We start from the raw sequence: 16,633 nt of genomic DNA on the forward strand, positions 1-16,633 counted from the left end.
CTCGCGTGGCCGCCCTCGAGCGCGCCCGCTGCCTCACACGAGATTCGCACGCTAAGGACGTTCATGTTCTGGGACTCGCTACCCCTGCCCTTGCTGTTTGTCGGCGCCTTGCTGATCTGGGTGCTGTACGCCTTCGTCCGCGAGAAATGGAGCCCGGACATAGTCGCGGCGATTGCCGTGGCGACGCTACTGGTCACGCAACTGCTGACCCCCGGCGAAGTGCTCAGCGTGCTGTCCAACTCGGCGCCGGTGACCATCGCCTGCATGTTCGTGCTCTCCGCAGCCCTGGAGCGCACCGGCTGCATCGACGCGCTGGGCAACTGGCTGGGCGACCTGGTCGGCACCAGCCCGATCCGCGTACTCACCGGCCTGACGATCACCGCCCTGGTGATTTCCGCCTGCCTGAACAACACCCCGGTGGTGGCCATTCTGACTCCGGTGGCCATCTCCCTGGCCCGCCGTGCCGGCACCCTGCCGTCGAAGCTGCTGATCCCGCTGTCCTACGCCACCATCCTCGGCGGCACCCTGACCATGATCGGCACCTCGACCAACATCCTGGTCGACGGCGTCGCGCGCAAGGCCGGCCTGGCGCCCTTCGGCATCTTCGAGATCACCGGCGCCGGGCTGATCCTGGCCACGGTCGGCATGCTCTATCTGCTGACCATCGGCCGCCACCTGCTGCCCGAACGCGAAACCCTGTCCAAGCAGTTGCGTCCCGACCTCGATCGCACCTTCATGACCGAGCTGCTGGTGCCCCATGGTTCACCGGTGATCGGCAAGACCCTGGCCGAAGCCAACCTCAACGGCGGCAGCGGCCTGCAGGTGCTCAAACTGTTCCGCGAAGAGCAGGAGCTGACCGAACCGGATCACGCCACCCTGCTGGCCAGCGGCGACCGCCTGGTGCTGCACGGCCAGGTGAAGAACGTGGTCGAGCTGCGCGAAAGCGGCCACCTGACCTTCAACCGCGGCGACGCCTTCGAGACCATCAGCAGCCACGACGTGGTGCTGGCCGAGGCCATAGTCGGGCGCAATTCGCGCTACAGCCACCGGCCAATGCGCGACCTCGACCTCACCGCGCGCTACGGCATCGCCGTGCTCGCCGTACACCGTCAGGACGAGAACATCCAGGGCAACCTCGACGACTTCGAGCTGCAGTTCGGCGACGTGATGCTGGTCGAGGGTACCCCGGCGCAGATCAAGCGTTTCGCCGACAACGGCGAACTGATCAGCCTCAACGCCGTGCAGGAGCGCGCCTTCCGCCGCGACAAGGCGCCGATTGCGATCATTGCCACCCTGGCGGTGATGGTCCTGGCCGCCTTCGGCGTGATGGCCATCGAGGGGCTGGCGATCATCGGTGCGGTGACCGTGCTGGCGACCCGCTGCCTGGACGTGGAAGACGCCTACAAGGCGGTGGACTGGAAGATCCTCAGCCTGATCTTCGGCATGCTGGCGATCAGCATCGCCATGGACAAGGTCGGCCTGGTCAGTCTGATGGTAGGAAACGTCATGGGCCTGATGCCCTGGGCCGGGCCGCTGCTGATGCTGTCGTTCATCTACCTGTTCACCTCGATCCTCACCGAGATGCTGTCCAACAACGCGGTGGCGGTGCTGGTCACCCCCATCGCCATCGGCCTGGCCCAGCACCTGGGCGTCGACCCGCGGGCCTTCGTGGTCGCGGTGATGTTCGCCGCCAGCGCCAGTTTCGCCACGCCCATCGGCTACCAGACCAACACCTTCGTCTACAACGCCGGCGGTTACCGCTTCACCGACTTCATTAAGGTCGGCATCCCGCTCAACCTGCTGTTGTGGGTGGTGGCCAGTTTCGTGATTCCCTGGTTCTGGCCGCTGACGCCGGTGTGACTTGATAAGCGATGGCGGCGGCTCCATCTACTGGACATAACCACCGGAGCCCCATCATGAGCGACCCCTTGCTGATTCCCTGCCCCCAGTGCAACGGTCTCAACCGCATTCCCGCCGAGCGCCTGGACGACAACCCGCGCTGCGGGCGCTGCAAGCATGAGGTCGTGCCGGGCACGCCGATCGAATTGACCCAGGCCAACTTTGCCAGCCAGCTCAAGGGCGATTTGCCGCTGCTGGTGGATGTCTGGGCCGACTGGTGCGGGCCCTGCAAAGCCTTCGCGCCGACCTTCACCCAGGCCGCCAACCAACTGCAGGGGCGCTGCCGCCTGGGCAAGCTGGACAGCGAGGCCAACCCACAACTGTCCACCCAGCTGGGCATCCGCTCGATCCCCAGCCTGATCCTGTTCAAGGGCGGCCGCGAAGTGGCTCGCCAGAGTGGCGCCCTGCCACTGCCGCAATTGCTTGCCTGGCTGCATGGTCAAGGGCTATGAGCGCTTGTAAAAAACGTTTGCCTACTGCGCTCGATATTTTTACAGCCTCTGACGCTTGGCCTTGCCTAAGGTCAAAAGAACGGCTATTGCTTGATGGATAATAAATCGCCGACATCCATCGGCCGGAGATTTGCCCCATGTTTACCCATATCCTCATTGCCCATGACTTGCGCGACACGGCCGACATGGCCCTGTGCCGCGCCACCCAGTTGGCACAGCAGCACAATGCCAAGCTGACGATACTGCACGTCCTCGACCCCACCCAGAGCAGCCAGGCGCACGAAAAGGCCCATCAGGCCCTAGATCGCAGCCTGACCCGATATGCCCCGCCGGGCAGTGAACTGCAACTGATCAGCGGCAAACCTTCCGAGGTGGTGCTGCAGCAAGTAGACGAGCTCGGTTGCGACCTGTTGGTACTGGGTGCCCATCATCAGCGCCACGATTTCTTCTCCGGTACCAGCCTGGATCGTATCGCCAGAAACTGCAGCGTGCCGTTGCTGCTGGTGGCACGCAGCGAGTTCCAGCCCTACCAGCGCGCGCTTGCCGCCATCGACTTCTCCCTCTGCGCCTGCAGCGCTCTGGAGCAGGCCTATCGCCTGCTGCCGGAAACCGCCGAACTGCATGCACTGCACGTGTTCGCGCCGGACAAGGGCACACCCAAACAGATCGAGGAGCAACTGCACATCCAGTGCGCCTTGATCGATCAACTGCTTGAGGACGAAGCGCAGACCCTGCCCGCCACGGGTCCGACCCTGACCCATTCGGTGCGGCAAGGCGGTATCCTGCGCAGCCTGCAGGAACAGCTGAAAACCCGCAGCAGCGAGCTGCTGGTGCTCGGCAGCCACGGCCGCAGCGCCTTGTCCCAGGCATTGCTCGGTAGCCTGGCGCAGCATTTCCTGCACAAGGCGCCCTGCGACATTTTTGTCGTACGCCGCTAAACAGCCATCACCCGGGCAAAACGACAAAGGCGCCACTGGCGCCTTTGTCGTTTTGCCCGGCCCCGACTAATCGCTGGCGTTGAGCAAGTCATGCAGCTCGACGAACTGCTGGGTCAACTTGTGCCGTGCATCCAGATAGATCAACGGCATACAAGCCTGGTGCGACTCACGCATGCGCACCGAACTCATCAGGTTCACCGGCAGCACCGGCAAGCCTTCGGCGATCAGCTCATCGAGCAGCTGCTGCGGCAAGGTCGCACGGGGCTGGAACTGGTTGACCACGATGCCCTCGACCTCCAGCCTTTCGTTGTGATCTTCCTTGAGCTCTTCGATTTCCTGCAGCAGCCCATACAGGGCCTGGCGCGAGAAACTGTCGCAGTCGAAGGGGATCAACACACGATCAGCGGCGATCAACGCGGAAACCGTGTAGAAATTCAACGCTGGCGGCGTATCCAGGTAGATCCGTTCGTAATCCCCATCAAGCTCATCGAGCAGTTTGCGCAACTTGTTGATCTTGTGTTTCGACTCCAGCTTGGGCTGCAGATCGGCCAGTTCAGCGGTCGCCGTGACCACATGCAGGTTGTCGAACGGCGTCTCGTAGATGTCGACCCGGCCCTTCTTGGCAAAAGGGCCACTGGTCAGGCTGAGTTTGAAGAATTCGGCGATGCCCATGGGGATCTCATCACCCGTCAGGCCGGTAAGGTAGTGGGTGGAATTGGCCTGGGAATCCAGATCGACCAACAGCGTGCGATACCCCTGTGAGGCGCTTACGGCCGCCAGGTTGCAGGCAATGCTGGACTTGCCCACCCCGCCTTTCTGATTGAACACCACACGCCGCATGACAAACCTCCCTGATTCCGTTGACCCTGGATTCTATGCAAAGCGCATGACAAGGGCGAGGTCGGCGTCTGAAATCGCCCACCCATCCATCAGAAGCGTCCGGTCAAAGTTTGCGCAGAATGCCTGCGCCCTAGATAATGCGGGCACTTCGCCATGGCGCCGCCGACAACTCAAGCTGTCGCGCGCAACCGCCGCAGTTGACAAGAACGCCCACCAGGGCCGGGAAACGCTTCGTGTGATGCATTTCAGGATCGAGCAATGGCGTGCCTGGGCCCCAGGCCTGGAGAGCGTTGATGACTGGCGCGCCTGGTGCAAGGCGCCTGTGTGCCTGGTTGACGGCCAGCAGCAACCGGACGTCAGCTTCCTCCCGGCCATGCAACGTCGACGCCTCAGCCGCCTGGCGCGGATGTTGTTTCAGGTTGCCTGGCCGCTGGCCGACGCTTACCCGGCCTTACCCCTGATATTCGCCTCGCGCCACGGCGAAACGCCGCGCACCCTGGCCATTCTCAGCGACCTGGCGCGCGATGAACCCCTGTCGCCGACCCAGTTCAGCCTGTCGGTGCACAACGCCATCATCGGTCAATGGTCGATCCTGCGTGGCGACACCAGCGAAATGACCGCAATGGCTGCGGCCGGCGATGGCCTCGAGCACGCCATGCTGGAAGCCGCCATGCTGCTCGGCGAGGGCGCTCCGGCAGTGCTGCTGGTGATCGCCGAGGAAGCACCGCCAGCGTTGTATGCGCCCTATATCGACGACGTGCCTTTTCCCTACGCCGTTGCCCTGCTGCTGACGCCCGGCGACGACTGGCAGCTGACACTGTGCACCGGTGAAGACCAACAAGCCGCATGGCCACACCCCATCAGCCTGCTGCGCGCGCTCTGCAGCGGACAGCCGACCCTCGTGCATCACTGGAAAAACCATCAATGGACCTGGTCACACAACAAGGCCTGAGCCCCTACAGTGCGCCCCTCTGGTGGCGTCTGATCGCCACCGCGCTGAGCTTCGCCCTGTTCGGCGTGGGCGGCGTGCTGCTGCGCGTGCTGGTTTTCCCCCTGCTGGGGCTGTTGCCGGACGACGCCGAGACTCGCCGACGCCGCGCCCGCGGCGTGATCAGCTGGGTATTCCGCGCCTTCGTCCAGTTCATGTTCCGCAGCGGGGTGCTGACCTACGAGGTGGAAGGCGCCGAACGCCTGGGCCGGCCGGGCCAGTTGGTGCTCGCCAACCACCCGTCGCTCATCGACGTGGTGGTGCTGATCGCCTTCATCCGCGACGCCAACTGCGTGGTCAAGCAGAGCCTGTGGGACAATCCCTGCATGCGCGGGCCGATTCGGGCCGCCCAGTACATCAGCAACAGCGGCAGCATGGACATGCTCGACGAGGCCGCCAACGCCTTGCACGGCGGCCAGACCCTGGTGATCTTCCCCGAAGGCACACGCACCAGCCCGGGGCAGTCGCCCGAATTCCACCGGGGGGCGGCCGCCATCGCGCTGCGCGGCGCGCGCATCGTCACTCCCGTGGTGATCAGCGTGACCCCGACCACCTTGACCAAGGCCGAGCCCTGGTACCGTATTCCATCGCAGCGCTTTCACTTCCATCTGCGGGTGGGCGAGGATATCGACCCGCAATTGTTCCGTGCACAGGGATCGGCGCCCATCGCCTCGCGTAAACTCAACGAATTCTTGCATCGTCACTTCATTAAGGAGCTCGCCGTAGATGAGCGATTTACAGCTGGAAATCAAACACCTGATCATTGAGGCCCTCGGCCTGGAAGACATGGTAGCCGCCGACATCGGCACCGATCTGCCACTGTTCGGCGAAGGCCTGGGGCTGGACTCGGTGGACGCCCTGGAGCTGGGTCTGGCGATCCAGAAGCGTTTCGCCATCAAGATCGACGCCGAAGCCAAGGACACCCGTGAGCACTTCGCCAGCGTGGCCAGCCTCGCGGCTTTCGTTGCCGCACGACAAACGGCCTGAGGACTCAGCACATGCAAACCCGTGATGAAATCTTCGCCACCCTGCGCGACGCCATGGTCGAACTGTTCGAGCTGGATGCCGAACGCGTGACCCTGACGGCCGACCTCTACCAGGATCTGGAGATCGACAGCATCGATGCCGTCGATTTGATCGATCACATCAAGCGCCAGACCGGCAAGAAGATCGCCGCCGAGGAGTTCAAGTCGGTGCGCAGCGTGAGCGATGTGGTCGAAGCCGTGTACCGCCTGGTCAACCCGGACAACTGATGGCCGGACAGTTAATGAAGAGTCGCCCATGACTCGCCTGCTCGGCCTGCTGTTGGTCGCGGCTGGCCTGGCCTATCCCTTCGCGGTGTATTACGGCATGGAACACCTCTCGCCCCGGGTCTTCGCCGCCCTCCTGGGCGGGCTCTGGCTGGCGCGCCTGCTGCTGGGCAAACAGGACGCGGGCGGGCGCTGGATGGCCACCGCGGGGTTGGCGTTCTGCCTGCTGCTGGGCCTGGCCGGCGAGCCGGTGCTGTTGCGCTGGTATCCGGTGCTGATCAACCTGCTGCTGCTCGGCCTGTTTGCCCTCAGCCTGAAAGTCGGCCCACCGCTGGTGGAACGGCTGGCGCGCCTGCGCGAGCCGGAGTTACCCGAGGTGGCGGTGCATTACACCCGCCAGGTGACCAAGGTCTGGGCGCTGTTCTTTCTCGGCAACGGCCTGATCACCGTCGCCCTGACCCTGTGGGCGCCGCTGTCCTGGTGGACCCTCTACACCGGACTGATTTCCTACGGCCTGATCGGCCTGCTGTTCGCCGGCGAATGGCTGGTGCGCCAGCGCGTAAGGCGGCTGGCATGAGCTGGATAGGCCTCGATTGCTTGCTGCTCCACCCGGACCCCAGCCGCTACGTCACCCCGGACCTCGACCACGCCGAGCTGTGCCGCCGCGCATTGCACTTGGGCGGGCAGTTGCGCGCCCAGGAGGTACAGCGCGTCGCGCTCTATCTGGAAGACGCCGCCGACCTGGCAATCGCCCTGCTCGGCGCCTGGCTGGCCGGGGTCCATGTGCTGCTGCCGGCCGATGCCCAGACGCAGACACGCCTACAGCTGGCGAGCCGGATCGACCTCTGGCTGGATGCGCTTGACGCCGTCGATCGTGCAGGAACCGCCGAGCCCCTGCAGGCCCGCGCCCTGGATCTCGACCAGTGCCGATTGACCCTGTGCACCTCCGGCTCCAGCGGCGCGGCCAAGCCGATCGACAAGAGCCTGCGCCAACTGAGCAACGAAGTCGAAGCGCTGGAGCGGCTATGGGGCGAGAGCCTGGGCGACGCGGTGATAGTCGCCAGCGTGGCCGCCCAGCATATCTATGGCCTGTTGTTCCGCGTGCTCTGGCCGCTGTGTGCCGGCCGCGCCTTCCTGCGCCGCGCGCAACCCTTCCCCGAGGACATGCAGCGCACCAGCCTGGAGCAGCCCGCGTTCGCCTGGGTCGCCAGCCCGGCCTTGTTGAAGCGCATGGGCGACAACCTCGACTGGACCGCCCTGCAGCCGTTGCGTCAGCTGTTCTCCTCCGGTGGCGCCCTGCCGGTCGAGGCCGCGCAGCTGTTGCACGCCCAGCTCGGTCAGTGGCCAACGGAAATCTACGGCAGCTCGGAAACCGGTGGCATCGCCTGGCGCCAGGGCGATACGCCCTGGCAGCCGTTCGCCGGCGTCGAGCTGGGGGTCAACGCCGCGGGTGCGCTCAGGCTGACCTCGCCCTACCTGCCAGCTGGTCACTGCGAGCAGACCGCCGATGCCGTCGAACTCCAGGCCGATGGCCGTTTCGTCCTGCGCGGACGCCTGGACCGCATCGTCAAACTGGAAGAAAAGCGCATCTCCCTGCCCATGCTGGAGCAGGCCCTGATGGCCCATCACTGGGTCAGCGATGCGCGCCTCGGCGTGCTTCAGCAGGGCCGTGCCTTCCTTGGCGCCCTGCTGGCCTTGAGTCCGGCCGGCGTGCATGCGCTGCGCAACCAGGGCCGGCGCAGCGTCACCGATACCCTGCGCCGGCATCTGGCCGGGCACTGCGAAGCCATCGCCCTGCCGCGGCGCTGGCGCCTGCTCAATCAGTTGCCCTACAGCAGCCAGGGCAAGCTGGCCCAGACCACGGTCGAGGCCCTGCTCGCCGCGCCGCGCCCGACCCAGGTCGAGCCGCTGAGCGCCGTGCAGCGGGATGGCGAATGGCTGCTTGAACTAGAGGTGCCGCTGGACCTGGCCCACTTCAGCGGCCACTTCCCGCAGACCCCGGTGCTGCCGGGCGTGGTGCAGATCGACTGGGCCCAGCAGCTGGCACGGCAACTGATCGAACAACTGCCGCCGCGCTTCGTCGGCATGGAAGTGCTGAAATTCCAGCAACTGGTGCGCCCCGGCGATCCCCTGCAGCTGTCGCTGCGCTTCGACGCCAGCCGCGGCAAGCTCTACTTCAGCTTCCGCAACGGCGACAAGGTCTGCTCGTCCGGGCGCATCCTGCTGGGGCCGGCGCAATGAGATGCTCCCGTAGGTTGGCGTTGAGCGCAGCGATACCCAACAAAACCACCCTGGCTATCGCTGCGCTCACCCCATCCGACCTAGGCGCTGCCCATGCATAAGCCCTGCGCGGTGATCCCGGTGTACAACCATGAGCACGCCCTACCGGCGGTGGTGAGCGCCTTGCGCGGTGCCGGACTGCCCTGCGTGCTGATCGACGATGCCTCCAACCCGTCCTGCGCCGCGACCATCGAGCGTCTGGCCACGCAGGTGGACGTCTACCTGCTGCGCCTGCCCGTCAACCAGGGCAAGGGCGGCGCGGTGATGGCCGGCCTGCGTGAAGCCGCGCGACTGGGCTTCAGCCACGCCCTGCAGGTGGACGCCGACGGCCAGCACGATCTCAGCGGACTCGATGCCTTCCTCGCCGCCTCGCGGGCCGAACCGCAGACGCTGATCTGCGGCTACCCGCAGTACGATGCCAGCGTGCCGAAGGGCCGCCTCTACGCCCGCTACCTGACCCATGTCTGGGTGTGGATCAACTGCCTGTCGCTGAGCATTCGCGACTCGATGTGCGGCTTTCGTATCTACCCGCTGCCGGCCACCCTGGCGCTGCTCGACGCGGTGGCCATCGGCCGGCGCATGGACTTCGACACCGAGATTCTGGTGCGCCTGTTCTGGCGCGAGCAGCCAATGCGCTGGCTGCCGGTGCGCGTGCACTACCCGGCCGACGGCCTCTCGCACTTTCGCCTGTGGCACGACAACGCGCTGATCTCGAAGATGCACGCCAAATTGTTCTGCGGCATGCTCCTGCGCGCCCCGCAGCTGCTCTGGCGCCGGTGGCGCGCATGAGTCGGCCGCGCAACAGCAAGCATTGGGCCGCACAGCAAGAGCGCGGCAGCTTCGTCCTGATGAAATTCATCGCCCTGGCCGTACGCCTGCTCGGTCGCCGCGCGCTCAGCCCGCTGCTCTACCTGATCGTGCTGTACTTCTTCCTGCTCGGCGGCCAGGCCCGGCGCAGCATCTGGCGCTACCAGCGCAACCTGGCCCGCTGGAGCGGGCGCGCCGAACTGCAGCCCAGCCGCCGGTCGGTATTCCGTCAATTCATGGCCTTCGCCGACTCCCTGCTGGACAAGCTGGACGTCTGGAACGACAAGCTGGGCGTGCAGGACATCGATCTGATCGATCGCCACGACCTGCACGGTCTGATGCAGGGCGCACGCGGCCAGATGCTGATCGGCGCGCACCTGGGCAACCTGGAAGTGTGCCGGGCGCTGGCCGAACTGAACAACAAGGTCCAGATGAACGTGCTGGTGCACACCAGGCATGCCGAGCAGTTCAACCGCCTGCTCAATGAAGCCGGTGCCAGCAACCTGCGCCTGATTCAGGTCAGCGAACTGGACCCGGCGATCATGCTGCAACTGTCCGAGCGTCTGGAACGCGGCGAGTGGCTGGCGATCGCCGGCGACCGCGTGCCGCTGCATGGCGCCCGTAGCGTCACGGTGGATTTTCTCGGCCAACCCGCCGCCTTCCCCCAGGGGCCCTGGCTGCTGGCCGGTTTGCTGCGCTGCCCGCTCAACCTGATGAGTTGCCTGAAGATCGACGGCCGCTACCAAGTGCTGCTCGAACCCCTGGCCGACCGCGTACAGTGGAAGCGCGGCGAACGCGACGCGGTGATCCGCAGCTGGGTCCAGGGCTATGCACAGCGCCTCGGCCAACTCTGCCTGGATGCACCGCACCAATGGTTCAACTTCTACCCGTTCTGGAAGCAAGATGACGACATACCTGGCTGAACCCGTGGTGTTCGGCGAACAACCGCTGAGTATCGAGCAGATCAACGCCCTGTCCCAACGCCGCGCCCAGGCGTTGCTGCAGGACGATGCGGCCTACCGCGAGATGATCGACAAAGGCCCGCGCTTCCTCGATACCCTGCTGGCCAAGGAGGGTGTGATCTACGGCGTCACTACCGGCTACGGCGACTCCTGCGTGGTGGCCGTGCCGCTGCACCAGGTCGAGGCGCTGCCGCGTCACCTCTACACCTTTCACGGCTGCGGCCTGGGCCAGTTGCTCGACGAAGCGAGCACCCGGGCGGTGCTGGCCGTGCGCCTGCAGTCGCTGTGCCAGGGGGTTTCCGGGGTACGCATGGAACTGCTGGAGCGCCTGCGCGCCTTTCTCGAACATGACGTGCTGCCGCTGATCCCGGAAGAAGGCTCGGTCGGCGCCAGCGGCGACCTGACCCCGCTGTCCTATGTCGCCGCCACCCTGTCCGGCGAGCGCGAGGTGCTGTATCGCGGCGAGCAACGCAGCGCCGCCGAGGTGCATGCCGAACTGGGCTGGACGCCGCTGACCCTGCGGCCCAAGGAAGCGCTGGCGCTGATGAACGGCACTGCGGTGATGACCGCCCTGGCCTGCCTGGCATTTTCCCGCGCCGAGTACCTGCTCAAGCTGGCCACGCGAATCACCGCGCTCAACGTGGTGGCGCTGGAAGGCAACCCGGAGCACTTCGACGAGCGCCTGTTCGCCGCCAAGCCGCACCCGGGGCAGATGCAGGTCGCCGCCTGGCTGCGCCAGGACCTGGCGATCGACGCGCCGACCGCGCCGCTGCACCGCCTGCAGGACCGCTACTCGCTGCGCTGCGCGCCGCATGTGCTCGGGGTGATGGCCGACAGCCTGGGCCTGCTCCGGCAATTCATCGAAACCGAACTGAACAGCGCCAACGACAACCCGCTGATCGACGCCGAAGCCGAGCGCGTGCTGCATGGCGGGCACTTCTACGGCGGGCATATCGCCTTCGCCATGGACAGCCTGAAGAACCTGGTCGGCAACGTCGCCGATCTGCTCGACCGCCAGCTCGCCCTGCTGGTGGACAGTCGCTACAACCACGGCCTGCCGAGCAACTTGTCCGGTGCACCGGCGGCCAGCGCGATGATCAACCACGGCTTCAAGGCGGTGCAGATCGGCGCCAGCGCCTGGACCGCCGAAGCCCTGAAAAACACCATGCCGGCCAGCGTGTTCTCGCGCTCCACCGAGTGCCACAACCAGGACAAGGTGAGCATGGGCACCATCGCCGCGCGCGACGCCCTGCGCAGCCTCGAGCTGACCGAACAGGTCGCCGCCGCCACCCTGCTGGCGGCCAACCAGGGCGTCTGGCTGCGTCTGCGCAACGGCAAGAACGACGTCCCCACCCCTGTGGCGGCCATGCATGAACAACTCAGTGCGGATTTTGCGCCGGTGATCGAAGACCGTGCCCTGGAAGGCGAACTGCGCCTGTGCCTGACCCGTATCCGCGACCAGCATTGGAGGCTATATGCCTGAGTCTGCCCTGGTGCGCACGGCGCACCCTACGGCCAGCACCGCATACCGCGTAGGCTGCGCCGCGCGCACCACCCGCCAAGGAGCCGTCCATGCGTAGCCAAGGCGTGCTGCAGGCCGAGATCGAGATGGTCGTGCCCTTCTTCGACGTCGACTCGATGGACGTGGTCTGGCACGGCCACTACGTCAAATATTTCGAGGTGGCGCGCTGCGCCCTGCTCGACAGGCTCGGCCACAACTACACGCAGATGCGCGCGGCGGGCTATGCCTGGCCGATCATCGACCTGCAGCTGCGCTATATCCGTGGCGCCCGGTTCGGCCAGACGATCGTCGTGCGCGCCGACCTGATCGAATGGGAGAACCGCCTGAAGATCCACTACCTGATCTGCGACGCCGAGACCGGCGAACGCATGACCCGCGGCAGCAGCGTGCAGGTGGCGGTGGAAATGACCAGCCGCGAAATGCAACTGGCCTCGCCCCGGGTGCTGGTCGACGCGGTAGAGAAGGCGCTCGCATGAGTCGCTGCACACTACGGGCGTTCGTCACCCTGCTCCTGTTGACCTGCCCGCTGCTGGTCCAGGCCTTCGACCTCGACCAACTCGGCGCCCAACTGGCCAAACCGGCCGTGGTGCGTGGCCCGTTTATCCAGGAGAAACACCTGCGCGCCCTGCCGCAGCCGCTGACCAGCCGTGGCCAGTTCGTCCTGTCCCGCGAACATGGCCTGCTCTGGCAGTTGCACAGCCCGCTGCAGCAGGACTACCGCATCGGCGACCAGGGGATTGCCCGGCGCACGCCCCAGGGCTGGCAGCAGCAACCCGGGCAGGACATCGCCGCGCAGCAGAGTCGGCTGTTCCTCGCCGTGCTCAGGGGCGACCATGCCGGCCTGGCCGACGACTTCGAGCTGCAGCTGAGCGGCGACGCCGAGGCCTGGCAGCTCAGCCTGACGCCGCGCTCGCGGCTGCTGCAACAGATCTTCAGCGCCATCCACATCCAGGGTGGCGCACTGGTCGAGCGGATCGAACTGGCGGAAACCCAGGGTGACAGCACCCTGCTGCGCCTGCCGCAGAGCCAGGTCGACGATAGCTTGAGCGAAGCGGAGCGCCTCGCCCTTGCGCCTTGACCGTCGCTCGACTCGACGGTTCCTGCCGCGCCTGTGCCTGGCCCTGCTGCTGGCGCTGCTGGCACTGAGCGCCTGGCAGTGGCGCGCCGGCCCACCGTTGCAGGCGAGCATGCTCGCCCTGCTGCCGCAAGGCGCGGGCGATGACCTGGTGCAGCAGGCCGAACGGCGCATGCAGGAACCGCTGAATCGCGAACTGCTGATCCTGGTCGGCCATGCCGAGCGCGAGCAGGCGATAGTTCTGGTGCAGCGCATCGCTCGACAATGGGCCGAGGCGGAGCGCTTCGAGCAGGTGCAGTGGAGCCTGCAGGCCGATCTCGCCACGCTGCGCCAACAGTTGCTCGCCAGCCGCCTGAGCCTGCTGCCCAGCGCAGACCGGCAACTGCTGATCGAGCAGCCCGAGGATTTTATCCAGCAACGCGCCGCCCAGCTGTTCGACACCTTCGCCAGCGTCAGCCTGCTGCCCATCGATCAGGACTGGCTGGGCCTCGGCGCCCGCGCGCAACAGGCACTCAACCCGCACCCGCGGATCCAGACCGATCTGGGCAGCGGCGCGCTGCTGGTCGAAGATCAGGGCCTGACCTGGGCACTGCTGCGCGCGCGCATCCAGGGCGACTCATTCGACCTGCAGGCAGCGCCGGCGGTCGCCAGCGAGGTGGCCAAGGCGCGCGCCCTGGTCGATGCCGAGGGCGGTCACCTGCTCGCCGCCAGCGGCCTGCTCTACGCCGCCGCCGGCCAGGCCCAGGCGAGCCGAGAAATCACCTGGATCGGCGGCACCGCGACCCTCGGCATCCTCCTGCTGTTGCTGCTGAGCTATCGCCGCACGCGTGTGCTGGTCAGCCTGCTGCCCATCGGCGTGGCGCTGCTCGCCGGCTGCGCCGCCTGCGTGCTGGTGTTCGGCCAGATCAATGCGCTGACCCTGGTGCTCGGCGCCAGCCTGATCGGCGTGGCCGCCGACTACCCGCAGCACTATCTGAGCAAGAGCTGGAGCACCTTGCCCGGCCAGGCCAACTGGCACAGCTGGAGTGCCTTGGCCGCGACCCTGCCCGGCCTCAGCCTGAGCCTGGGCACCAACCTGATCGGCTACCTGGCGCTGGCCTTCACCCCGTTCCCGGCGCTGACCCAGATCGCCGTGTTCTCCGCCGCCGGTCTGATCGCTGCCTACCTCTGCGCGGTGTGCCTGCTGCCGGCCTGGCTCGCCGGCCTGCAGCTAAGCCCCGCGCCGCGCCTGCTGCGCTTCAGCGAAACCCTGCTGAGCCTGCGTGCCCGCCTGCTCGCCCGCATCGGCAACCGCAAACTGCTCGGTTTGCTCCTGCTGTTCTGCGCCGCCGGCCTGCTGCAACTGCAGACGCAGAACGATCTGCGCCAGTGGCTGGGCGCCGAGCCGCAGCTGCTCGACGAGGCCCAGCGGATCGCCGAGCTGACCGGGCAGCAGCCCACCAGCCAGTTCTTCCTGGTGCGCGCCAGCGACGAGCAACAGCTGCTGCAGCGCCAGGCCGCGTTGAGCGAACGCCTGGAGCGGGCCGTGGCCGACGGCCAGCTGCGCGGCTACCGCGCCCTCAGCCAGCTGGTCGCCCCGGCCGACTCGCAGCACGCACTGCGCCAGGCGCTGAAAGGCCTGCCGCAGCACTGGCAGGCGCTGCTGGCGGCCGGCATTCCCGAGGCCGCCCTGCAGGCGGAACTGGCGCTGCTGCTAAACAGCGAACAACCGCACCTCGAACAGGCCCTCGCCGGCCCGCTCGGCGAGGCCTGGCGCCCGCTCTGGCTCGGCCACAGCGATGCCGGCGTGGCCGGACTGGTCAGCCTGCAAGGCCTGAGCGATACCAGCGTGCTGCACAGCGTCGGCGCGGGGCTCGACGGCGTGCAACTGGTGGATCGCCTCGGCGAGCTGAACGGCCTGTTCAGCGCCACCCAGTTGAGCGCGGCGCAGCTCAAATTGATGTCCATTGCGGCGATCCTGCTGTTGCTGTGCCTGCCGTTCGGCCTCGGCGGCGCCCTGCGCATCGTCTGCCTGCCGTTGCTGGCCGCCCTGGCGGCACTGGCCTGCCTTGGCTGGCTGGGGCAACCGCTGACCCTGTTCAGCCTGTTCGGCCTGCTGTTGATCACCGCCATCGGTGTCGACTACGCGATCCTGATGCGCGAGAACATCGGCGGCCCGGCGGTGAGCCTGCTCGGCACCCTGCTCGCGGCCCTGACCAGCTGGCTGTCGTTCGGCCTGTTGCTGCTCAGCCAGACCCCGGTCATCGCCAATTTCGGCCTGGCCATCAGCCTCGGCCTGTTCTTCTGCTTCCTGCTGTCGCCCTGGGTTACCCCGAGCCACCTCCCGCTCACCGCCAATAACGAGGCACCAAGCTCCGTATGAATTCTCTCGAAGTCGAAAAACGCCAGGTCGTGGTGATCGGAGCCGGCCCCTCGGGCGCCATCGCCAGTGCCCTGCTCAAGCGCAACGGCCATGATGTGCTGGTCCTGGAGCGCCAGCGCTTTCCGCGCTTCTCGATCGGCGAGAGCCTGCTGTCGCACTGCCTGGACTTCGTCGAGGAGGCCGGGATGCTCGAGGCGGTGCAGGCCGCTGGCTTCCAGACCAAGCATGGCGCGGCCTTCGCCTGGGGCGAGCGTTACAGCGACTTCGACTTCCGCGACGGCTTCACCCAGGGTATGGGCTCGACCTACCAAGTTCTGCGCGCCGACTTCGACACGCTGCTGGCCAATCAGGCCGAGCAGCAGGGCGTGGAAATCCGTTACGAGGAAGAAATAGTCGCGGTCGATTTCAGCGGTGCCTGCCCGCGCCTGGCGGTACGCCGGCTGGGTGATGGCCACGAATACCAGGTGGAATGCGCCTTCGTCCTCGATGGCAGCGGTTACGGCCGCGTGCTGCCACGCCTGCTCGACCTCGACACGCCCTCGACCTTCCCGGTGCGCCAGGCCGTGTTCACCCATGTCGAGGATCGCAGCGCCGGCAGCGGCTTCGACCGCGAGAAGATCCTCATCACCACCCACCCCGCCATGCAGGATGTGTGGTTCTGGACCATTCCCTTCAGCAACGGCCGCTGCTCGGTCGGCGTGGTCGCCGCTGCCACGCGCTACGCCGGCCGACCGCAGGATCTGGACGCCTGTCTCAAGCAGTTCGTCGCGGAAACCCCGAGCCTGCAGCGCGTGCTGGCGAACGCCGTCTGGGATACCCCTGCGCGCGCCCTCGGCGGTTACTCGGCCAACGTCAAACGCCTGCACGGGCCGGGTTTCGCCCTGCTCGGCAACGCGGCGGAATTCCTCGACCCGGTGTTCTCCTCCGGGGTGACCATCGCCATGCGCTCCGCGAGCATGGCCGCCGGCGTGCTGCACCGTCAGTTGTGCGGCGAGGCGGTGGACTGGGAAAATGACTTCGCCATCCCGCTCAAGCGCGGCATCGACACCTTCCGGGTCTACGTCGAGGGCTGGTACGACGGTTCCTTCCAGGACGTGATCCATTACCAGAACGCCGCGCCGGACATCCGCCGGATGATCAGCTCGATCCTCGCCGGCTATGCCTGGGACGAGCGCAATCCCTATGTCGCCGAACCGGCTCGGCGCCTGCGCGCGCTGGCCGAATTCTGCGCCCCCGCCCATGCCGTCTGACCCCCCAT

General features: G+C 66.5%; 17 protein-coding genes. 16 read left to right on the forward strand and 1 reads right to left on the reverse strand.

Annotation, left to right across the window (positions count from 1 at the left end; all coding sequences use genetic code 11):
• Window positions 1-63 precede the first annotated feature (63 nt).
• The 3 genes from R3355_RS03255 (at window position 64) to R3355_RS03265 (ending at window position 3,289) form a co-directional block, all read left to right on the forward strand.
• Window positions 64-1,860: an SLC13 family permease gene (locus tag R3355_RS03255; protein ID WP_318960037.1), complete on the forward strand. Its 1,797-nt coding sequence runs from the start codon at window positions 64-66 to the stop codon at window positions 1,858-1,860.
• A gap of 56 nt (window positions 1,861-1,916) precedes the next feature.
• Window positions 1,917-2,351 (forward strand): thioredoxin TrxC, encoded by a 435-nt coding sequence (gene trxC, locus R3355_RS03260; RefSeq protein ID WP_318946200.1) that lies wholly within the window; start codon window positions 1,917-1,919, stop codon window positions 2,349-2,351.
• Window positions 2,352-2,488: 137 nt separating this feature from the next.
• Complete coding sequence (locus R3355_RS03265) at window positions 2,489-3,289, forward strand: universal stress protein (protein ID WP_318960038.1); 801 nt, start codon at window positions 2,489-2,491, stop codon at window positions 3,287-3,289.
• Window positions 3,290-3,355: 66 nt separating this feature from the next.
• On the opposite strand, the gene R3355_RS03270 is transcribed toward R3355_RS03265, so the two are convergent.
• Entirely contained in the window at window positions 3,356-4,129 is a 774-nt protein-coding gene (locus tag R3355_RS03270) for a ParA family protein (protein WP_318946915.1), read from the reverse strand.
• A gap of 238 nt (window positions 4,130-4,367) precedes the next feature.
• Here R3355_RS03270 and R3355_RS03275 point away from each other — a divergent pair, with 238 nt between their 5' ends.
• From R3355_RS03275 to R3355_RS03335, 13 genes are all read left to right on the forward strand, one after another.
• On the forward strand, window positions 4,368-5,081 hold the full coding sequence (locus R3355_RS03275; RefSeq protein WP_318960039.1) for a beta-ketoacyl synthase chain length factor: 714 nt from the start codon (window positions 4,368-4,370) through the stop codon (window positions 5,079-5,081).
• Window positions 5,054-5,884: a 1-acyl-sn-glycerol-3-phosphate acyltransferase gene (locus R3355_RS03280; protein ID WP_318960040.1), complete on the forward strand. Its 831-nt coding sequence runs from the start codon at window positions 5,054-5,056 to the stop codon at window positions 5,882-5,884. The genes R3355_RS03275 and R3355_RS03280 overlap by 28 nt, the downstream gene beginning before the upstream one ends.
• On the forward strand, window positions 5,844-6,104 hold the full coding sequence (locus R3355_RS03285; RefSeq protein WP_318946911.1) for a phosphopantetheine-binding protein: 261 nt from the start codon (window positions 5,844-5,846) through the stop codon (window positions 6,102-6,104). The genes R3355_RS03280 and R3355_RS03285 overlap by 41 nt, the downstream gene beginning before the upstream one ends.
• A gap of 11 nt (window positions 6,105-6,115) precedes the next feature.
• Window positions 6,116-6,370, forward strand: coding sequence for an acyl carrier protein (locus R3355_RS03290; protein ID WP_318946910.1), 255 nt, complete (start codon window positions 6,116-6,118; stop codon window positions 6,368-6,370).
• 28 nt (window positions 6,371-6,398) lie between these two features.
• The gene (locus tag R3355_RS03295; RefSeq protein ID WP_318960041.1) at window positions 6,399-6,944 is read left to right on the forward strand and encodes a hypothetical protein; all 546 of its coding nucleotides are present in this window, start codon (window positions 6,399-6,401) and stop codon (window positions 6,942-6,944) included.
• On the forward strand, window positions 6,941-8,608 hold the full coding sequence (locus R3355_RS03300; protein WP_318960042.1) for an AMP-binding protein: 1,668 nt from the start codon (window positions 6,941-6,943) through the stop codon (window positions 8,606-8,608). The genes R3355_RS03295 and R3355_RS03300 overlap by 4 nt, the downstream gene beginning before the upstream one ends.
• Window positions 8,609-8,701: 93 nt before the next feature.
• Window positions 8,702-9,436, forward strand: coding sequence for a glycosyltransferase family 2 protein (locus R3355_RS03305; protein WP_318960043.1), 735 nt, complete (start codon window positions 8,702-8,704; stop codon window positions 9,434-9,436).
• A complete protein-coding gene (locus tag R3355_RS03310) occupies window positions 9,433-10,377 on the forward strand; it encodes a glycosyl transferase (protein ID WP_318960044.1) in 945 nt (314 codons plus the stop codon). The genes R3355_RS03305 and R3355_RS03310 overlap by 4 nt, the downstream gene beginning before the upstream one ends.
• A complete protein-coding gene (locus R3355_RS03315; RefSeq protein ID WP_318960045.1) occupies window positions 10,358-11,899 on the forward strand; it encodes an aromatic amino acid ammonia-lyase in 1,542 nt (513 codons plus the stop codon). Before R3355_RS03310 ends, R3355_RS03315 begins: the two co-directional genes overlap by 20 nt.
• 89 nt (window positions 11,900-11,988) lie before the next feature.
• Window positions 11,989-12,414 carry an acyl-CoA thioesterase gene (locus tag R3355_RS03320; protein WP_318960046.1) on the forward strand — a complete coding sequence of 142 codons (426 nt, stop codon included), beginning with the start codon at window positions 11,989-11,991 and terminating at the stop codon, window positions 12,412-12,414.
• Window positions 12,411-13,016 carry an outer membrane lipoprotein carrier protein LolA gene (locus R3355_RS03325; RefSeq protein ID WP_318960047.1) on the forward strand — a complete coding sequence of 202 codons (606 nt, stop codon included), beginning with the start codon at window positions 12,411-12,413 and terminating at the stop codon, window positions 13,014-13,016. Before R3355_RS03320 ends, R3355_RS03325 begins: the two co-directional genes overlap by 4 nt.
• Complete coding sequence (locus tag R3355_RS03330) at window positions 13,006-15,375, forward strand: hypothetical protein (protein WP_318960048.1); 2,370 nt, start codon at window positions 13,006-13,008, stop codon at window positions 15,373-15,375. The genes R3355_RS03325 and R3355_RS03330 overlap by 11 nt, the downstream gene beginning before the upstream one ends.
• Window positions 15,372-16,625: an NAD(P)/FAD-dependent oxidoreductase gene (locus R3355_RS03335; protein WP_318960049.1), complete on the forward strand. Its 1,254-nt coding sequence runs from the start codon at window positions 15,372-15,374 to the stop codon at window positions 16,623-16,625. Before R3355_RS03330 ends, R3355_RS03335 begins: the two co-directional genes overlap by 4 nt.
• The last annotated feature ends 8 nt before the right edge of the window (window positions 16,626-16,633 follow it).

Origin of the sequence: Pseudomonas sp. (assembly GCF_033723075.1) — a bacterium.
Classification (GTDB): domain Bacteria; phylum Pseudomonadota; class Gammaproteobacteria; order Pseudomonadales; family Pseudomonadaceae; genus Aquipseudomonas.

Bases quoted from the DNA above. Each gene is read 5' to 3' on its own strand.
- R3355_RS03300 (WP_318960042.1), top strand. From the start codon at position 6,941: ATGAGCTGGATAGGCCTCGATTGCTTGCTGCTCCACCCGGACCCCAGC.
- R3355_RS03335 (WP_318960049.1), top strand. From the start codon at position 15,372: ATGAATTCTCTCGAAGTCGAAAAACGCCAGGTCGTGGTGATCGGAGCC.
- R3355_RS03310 (WP_318960044.1), top strand. From the start codon at position 9,433: ATGAGTCGGCCGCGCAACAGCAAGCATTGGGCCGCACAGCAAGAGCGC.
- R3355_RS03290 (WP_318946910.1), top strand. From the start codon at position 6,116: ATGCAAACCCGTGATGAAATCTTCGCCACCCTGCGCGACGCCATGGTC.
- R3355_RS03255 (WP_318960037.1), top strand. From the start codon at position 64: ATGTTCTGGGACTCGCTACCCCTGCCCTTGCTGTTTGTCGGCGCCTTG.
- R3355_RS03320 (WP_318960046.1), top strand. From the start codon at position 11,989: ATGCGTAGCCAAGGCGTGCTGCAGGCCGAGATCGAGATGGTCGTGCCC.
- trxC (WP_318946200.1), top strand. From the start codon at position 1,917: ATGAGCGACCCCTTGCTGATTCCCTGCCCCCAGTGCAACGGTCTCAAC.
- R3355_RS03285 (WP_318946911.1), top strand. From the start codon at position 5,844: ATGAGCGATTTACAGCTGGAAATCAAACACCTGATCATTGAGGCCCTC.
- R3355_RS03270 (WP_318946915.1), bottom strand. From the start codon at position 4,129: ATGCGGCGTGTGGTGTTCAATCAGAAAGGCGGGGTGGGCAAGTCCAGC.
- R3355_RS03305 (WP_318960043.1), top strand. From the start codon at position 8,702: ATGCATAAGCCCTGCGCGGTGATCCCGGTGTACAACCATGAGCACGCC.
- R3355_RS03315 (WP_318960045.1), top strand. From the start codon at position 10,358: ATGACGACATACCTGGCTGAACCCGTGGTGTTCGGCGAACAACCGCTG.
- R3355_RS03325 (WP_318960047.1), top strand. From the start codon at position 12,411: ATGAGTCGCTGCACACTACGGGCGTTCGTCACCCTGCTCCTGTTGACC.
- R3355_RS03295 (WP_318960041.1), top strand. From the start codon at position 6,399: ATGACTCGCCTGCTCGGCCTGCTGTTGGTCGCGGCTGGCCTGGCCTAT.
- R3355_RS03265 (WP_318960038.1), top strand. From the start codon at position 2,489: ATGTTTACCCATATCCTCATTGCCCATGACTTGCGCGACACGGCCGAC.
- R3355_RS03280 (WP_318960040.1), top strand. From the start codon at position 5,054: ATGGACCTGGTCACACAACAAGGCCTGAGCCCCTACAGTGCGCCCCTC.
- R3355_RS03275 (WP_318960039.1), top strand. From the start codon at position 4,368: ATGCATTTCAGGATCGAGCAATGGCGTGCCTGGGCCCCAGGCCTGGAG.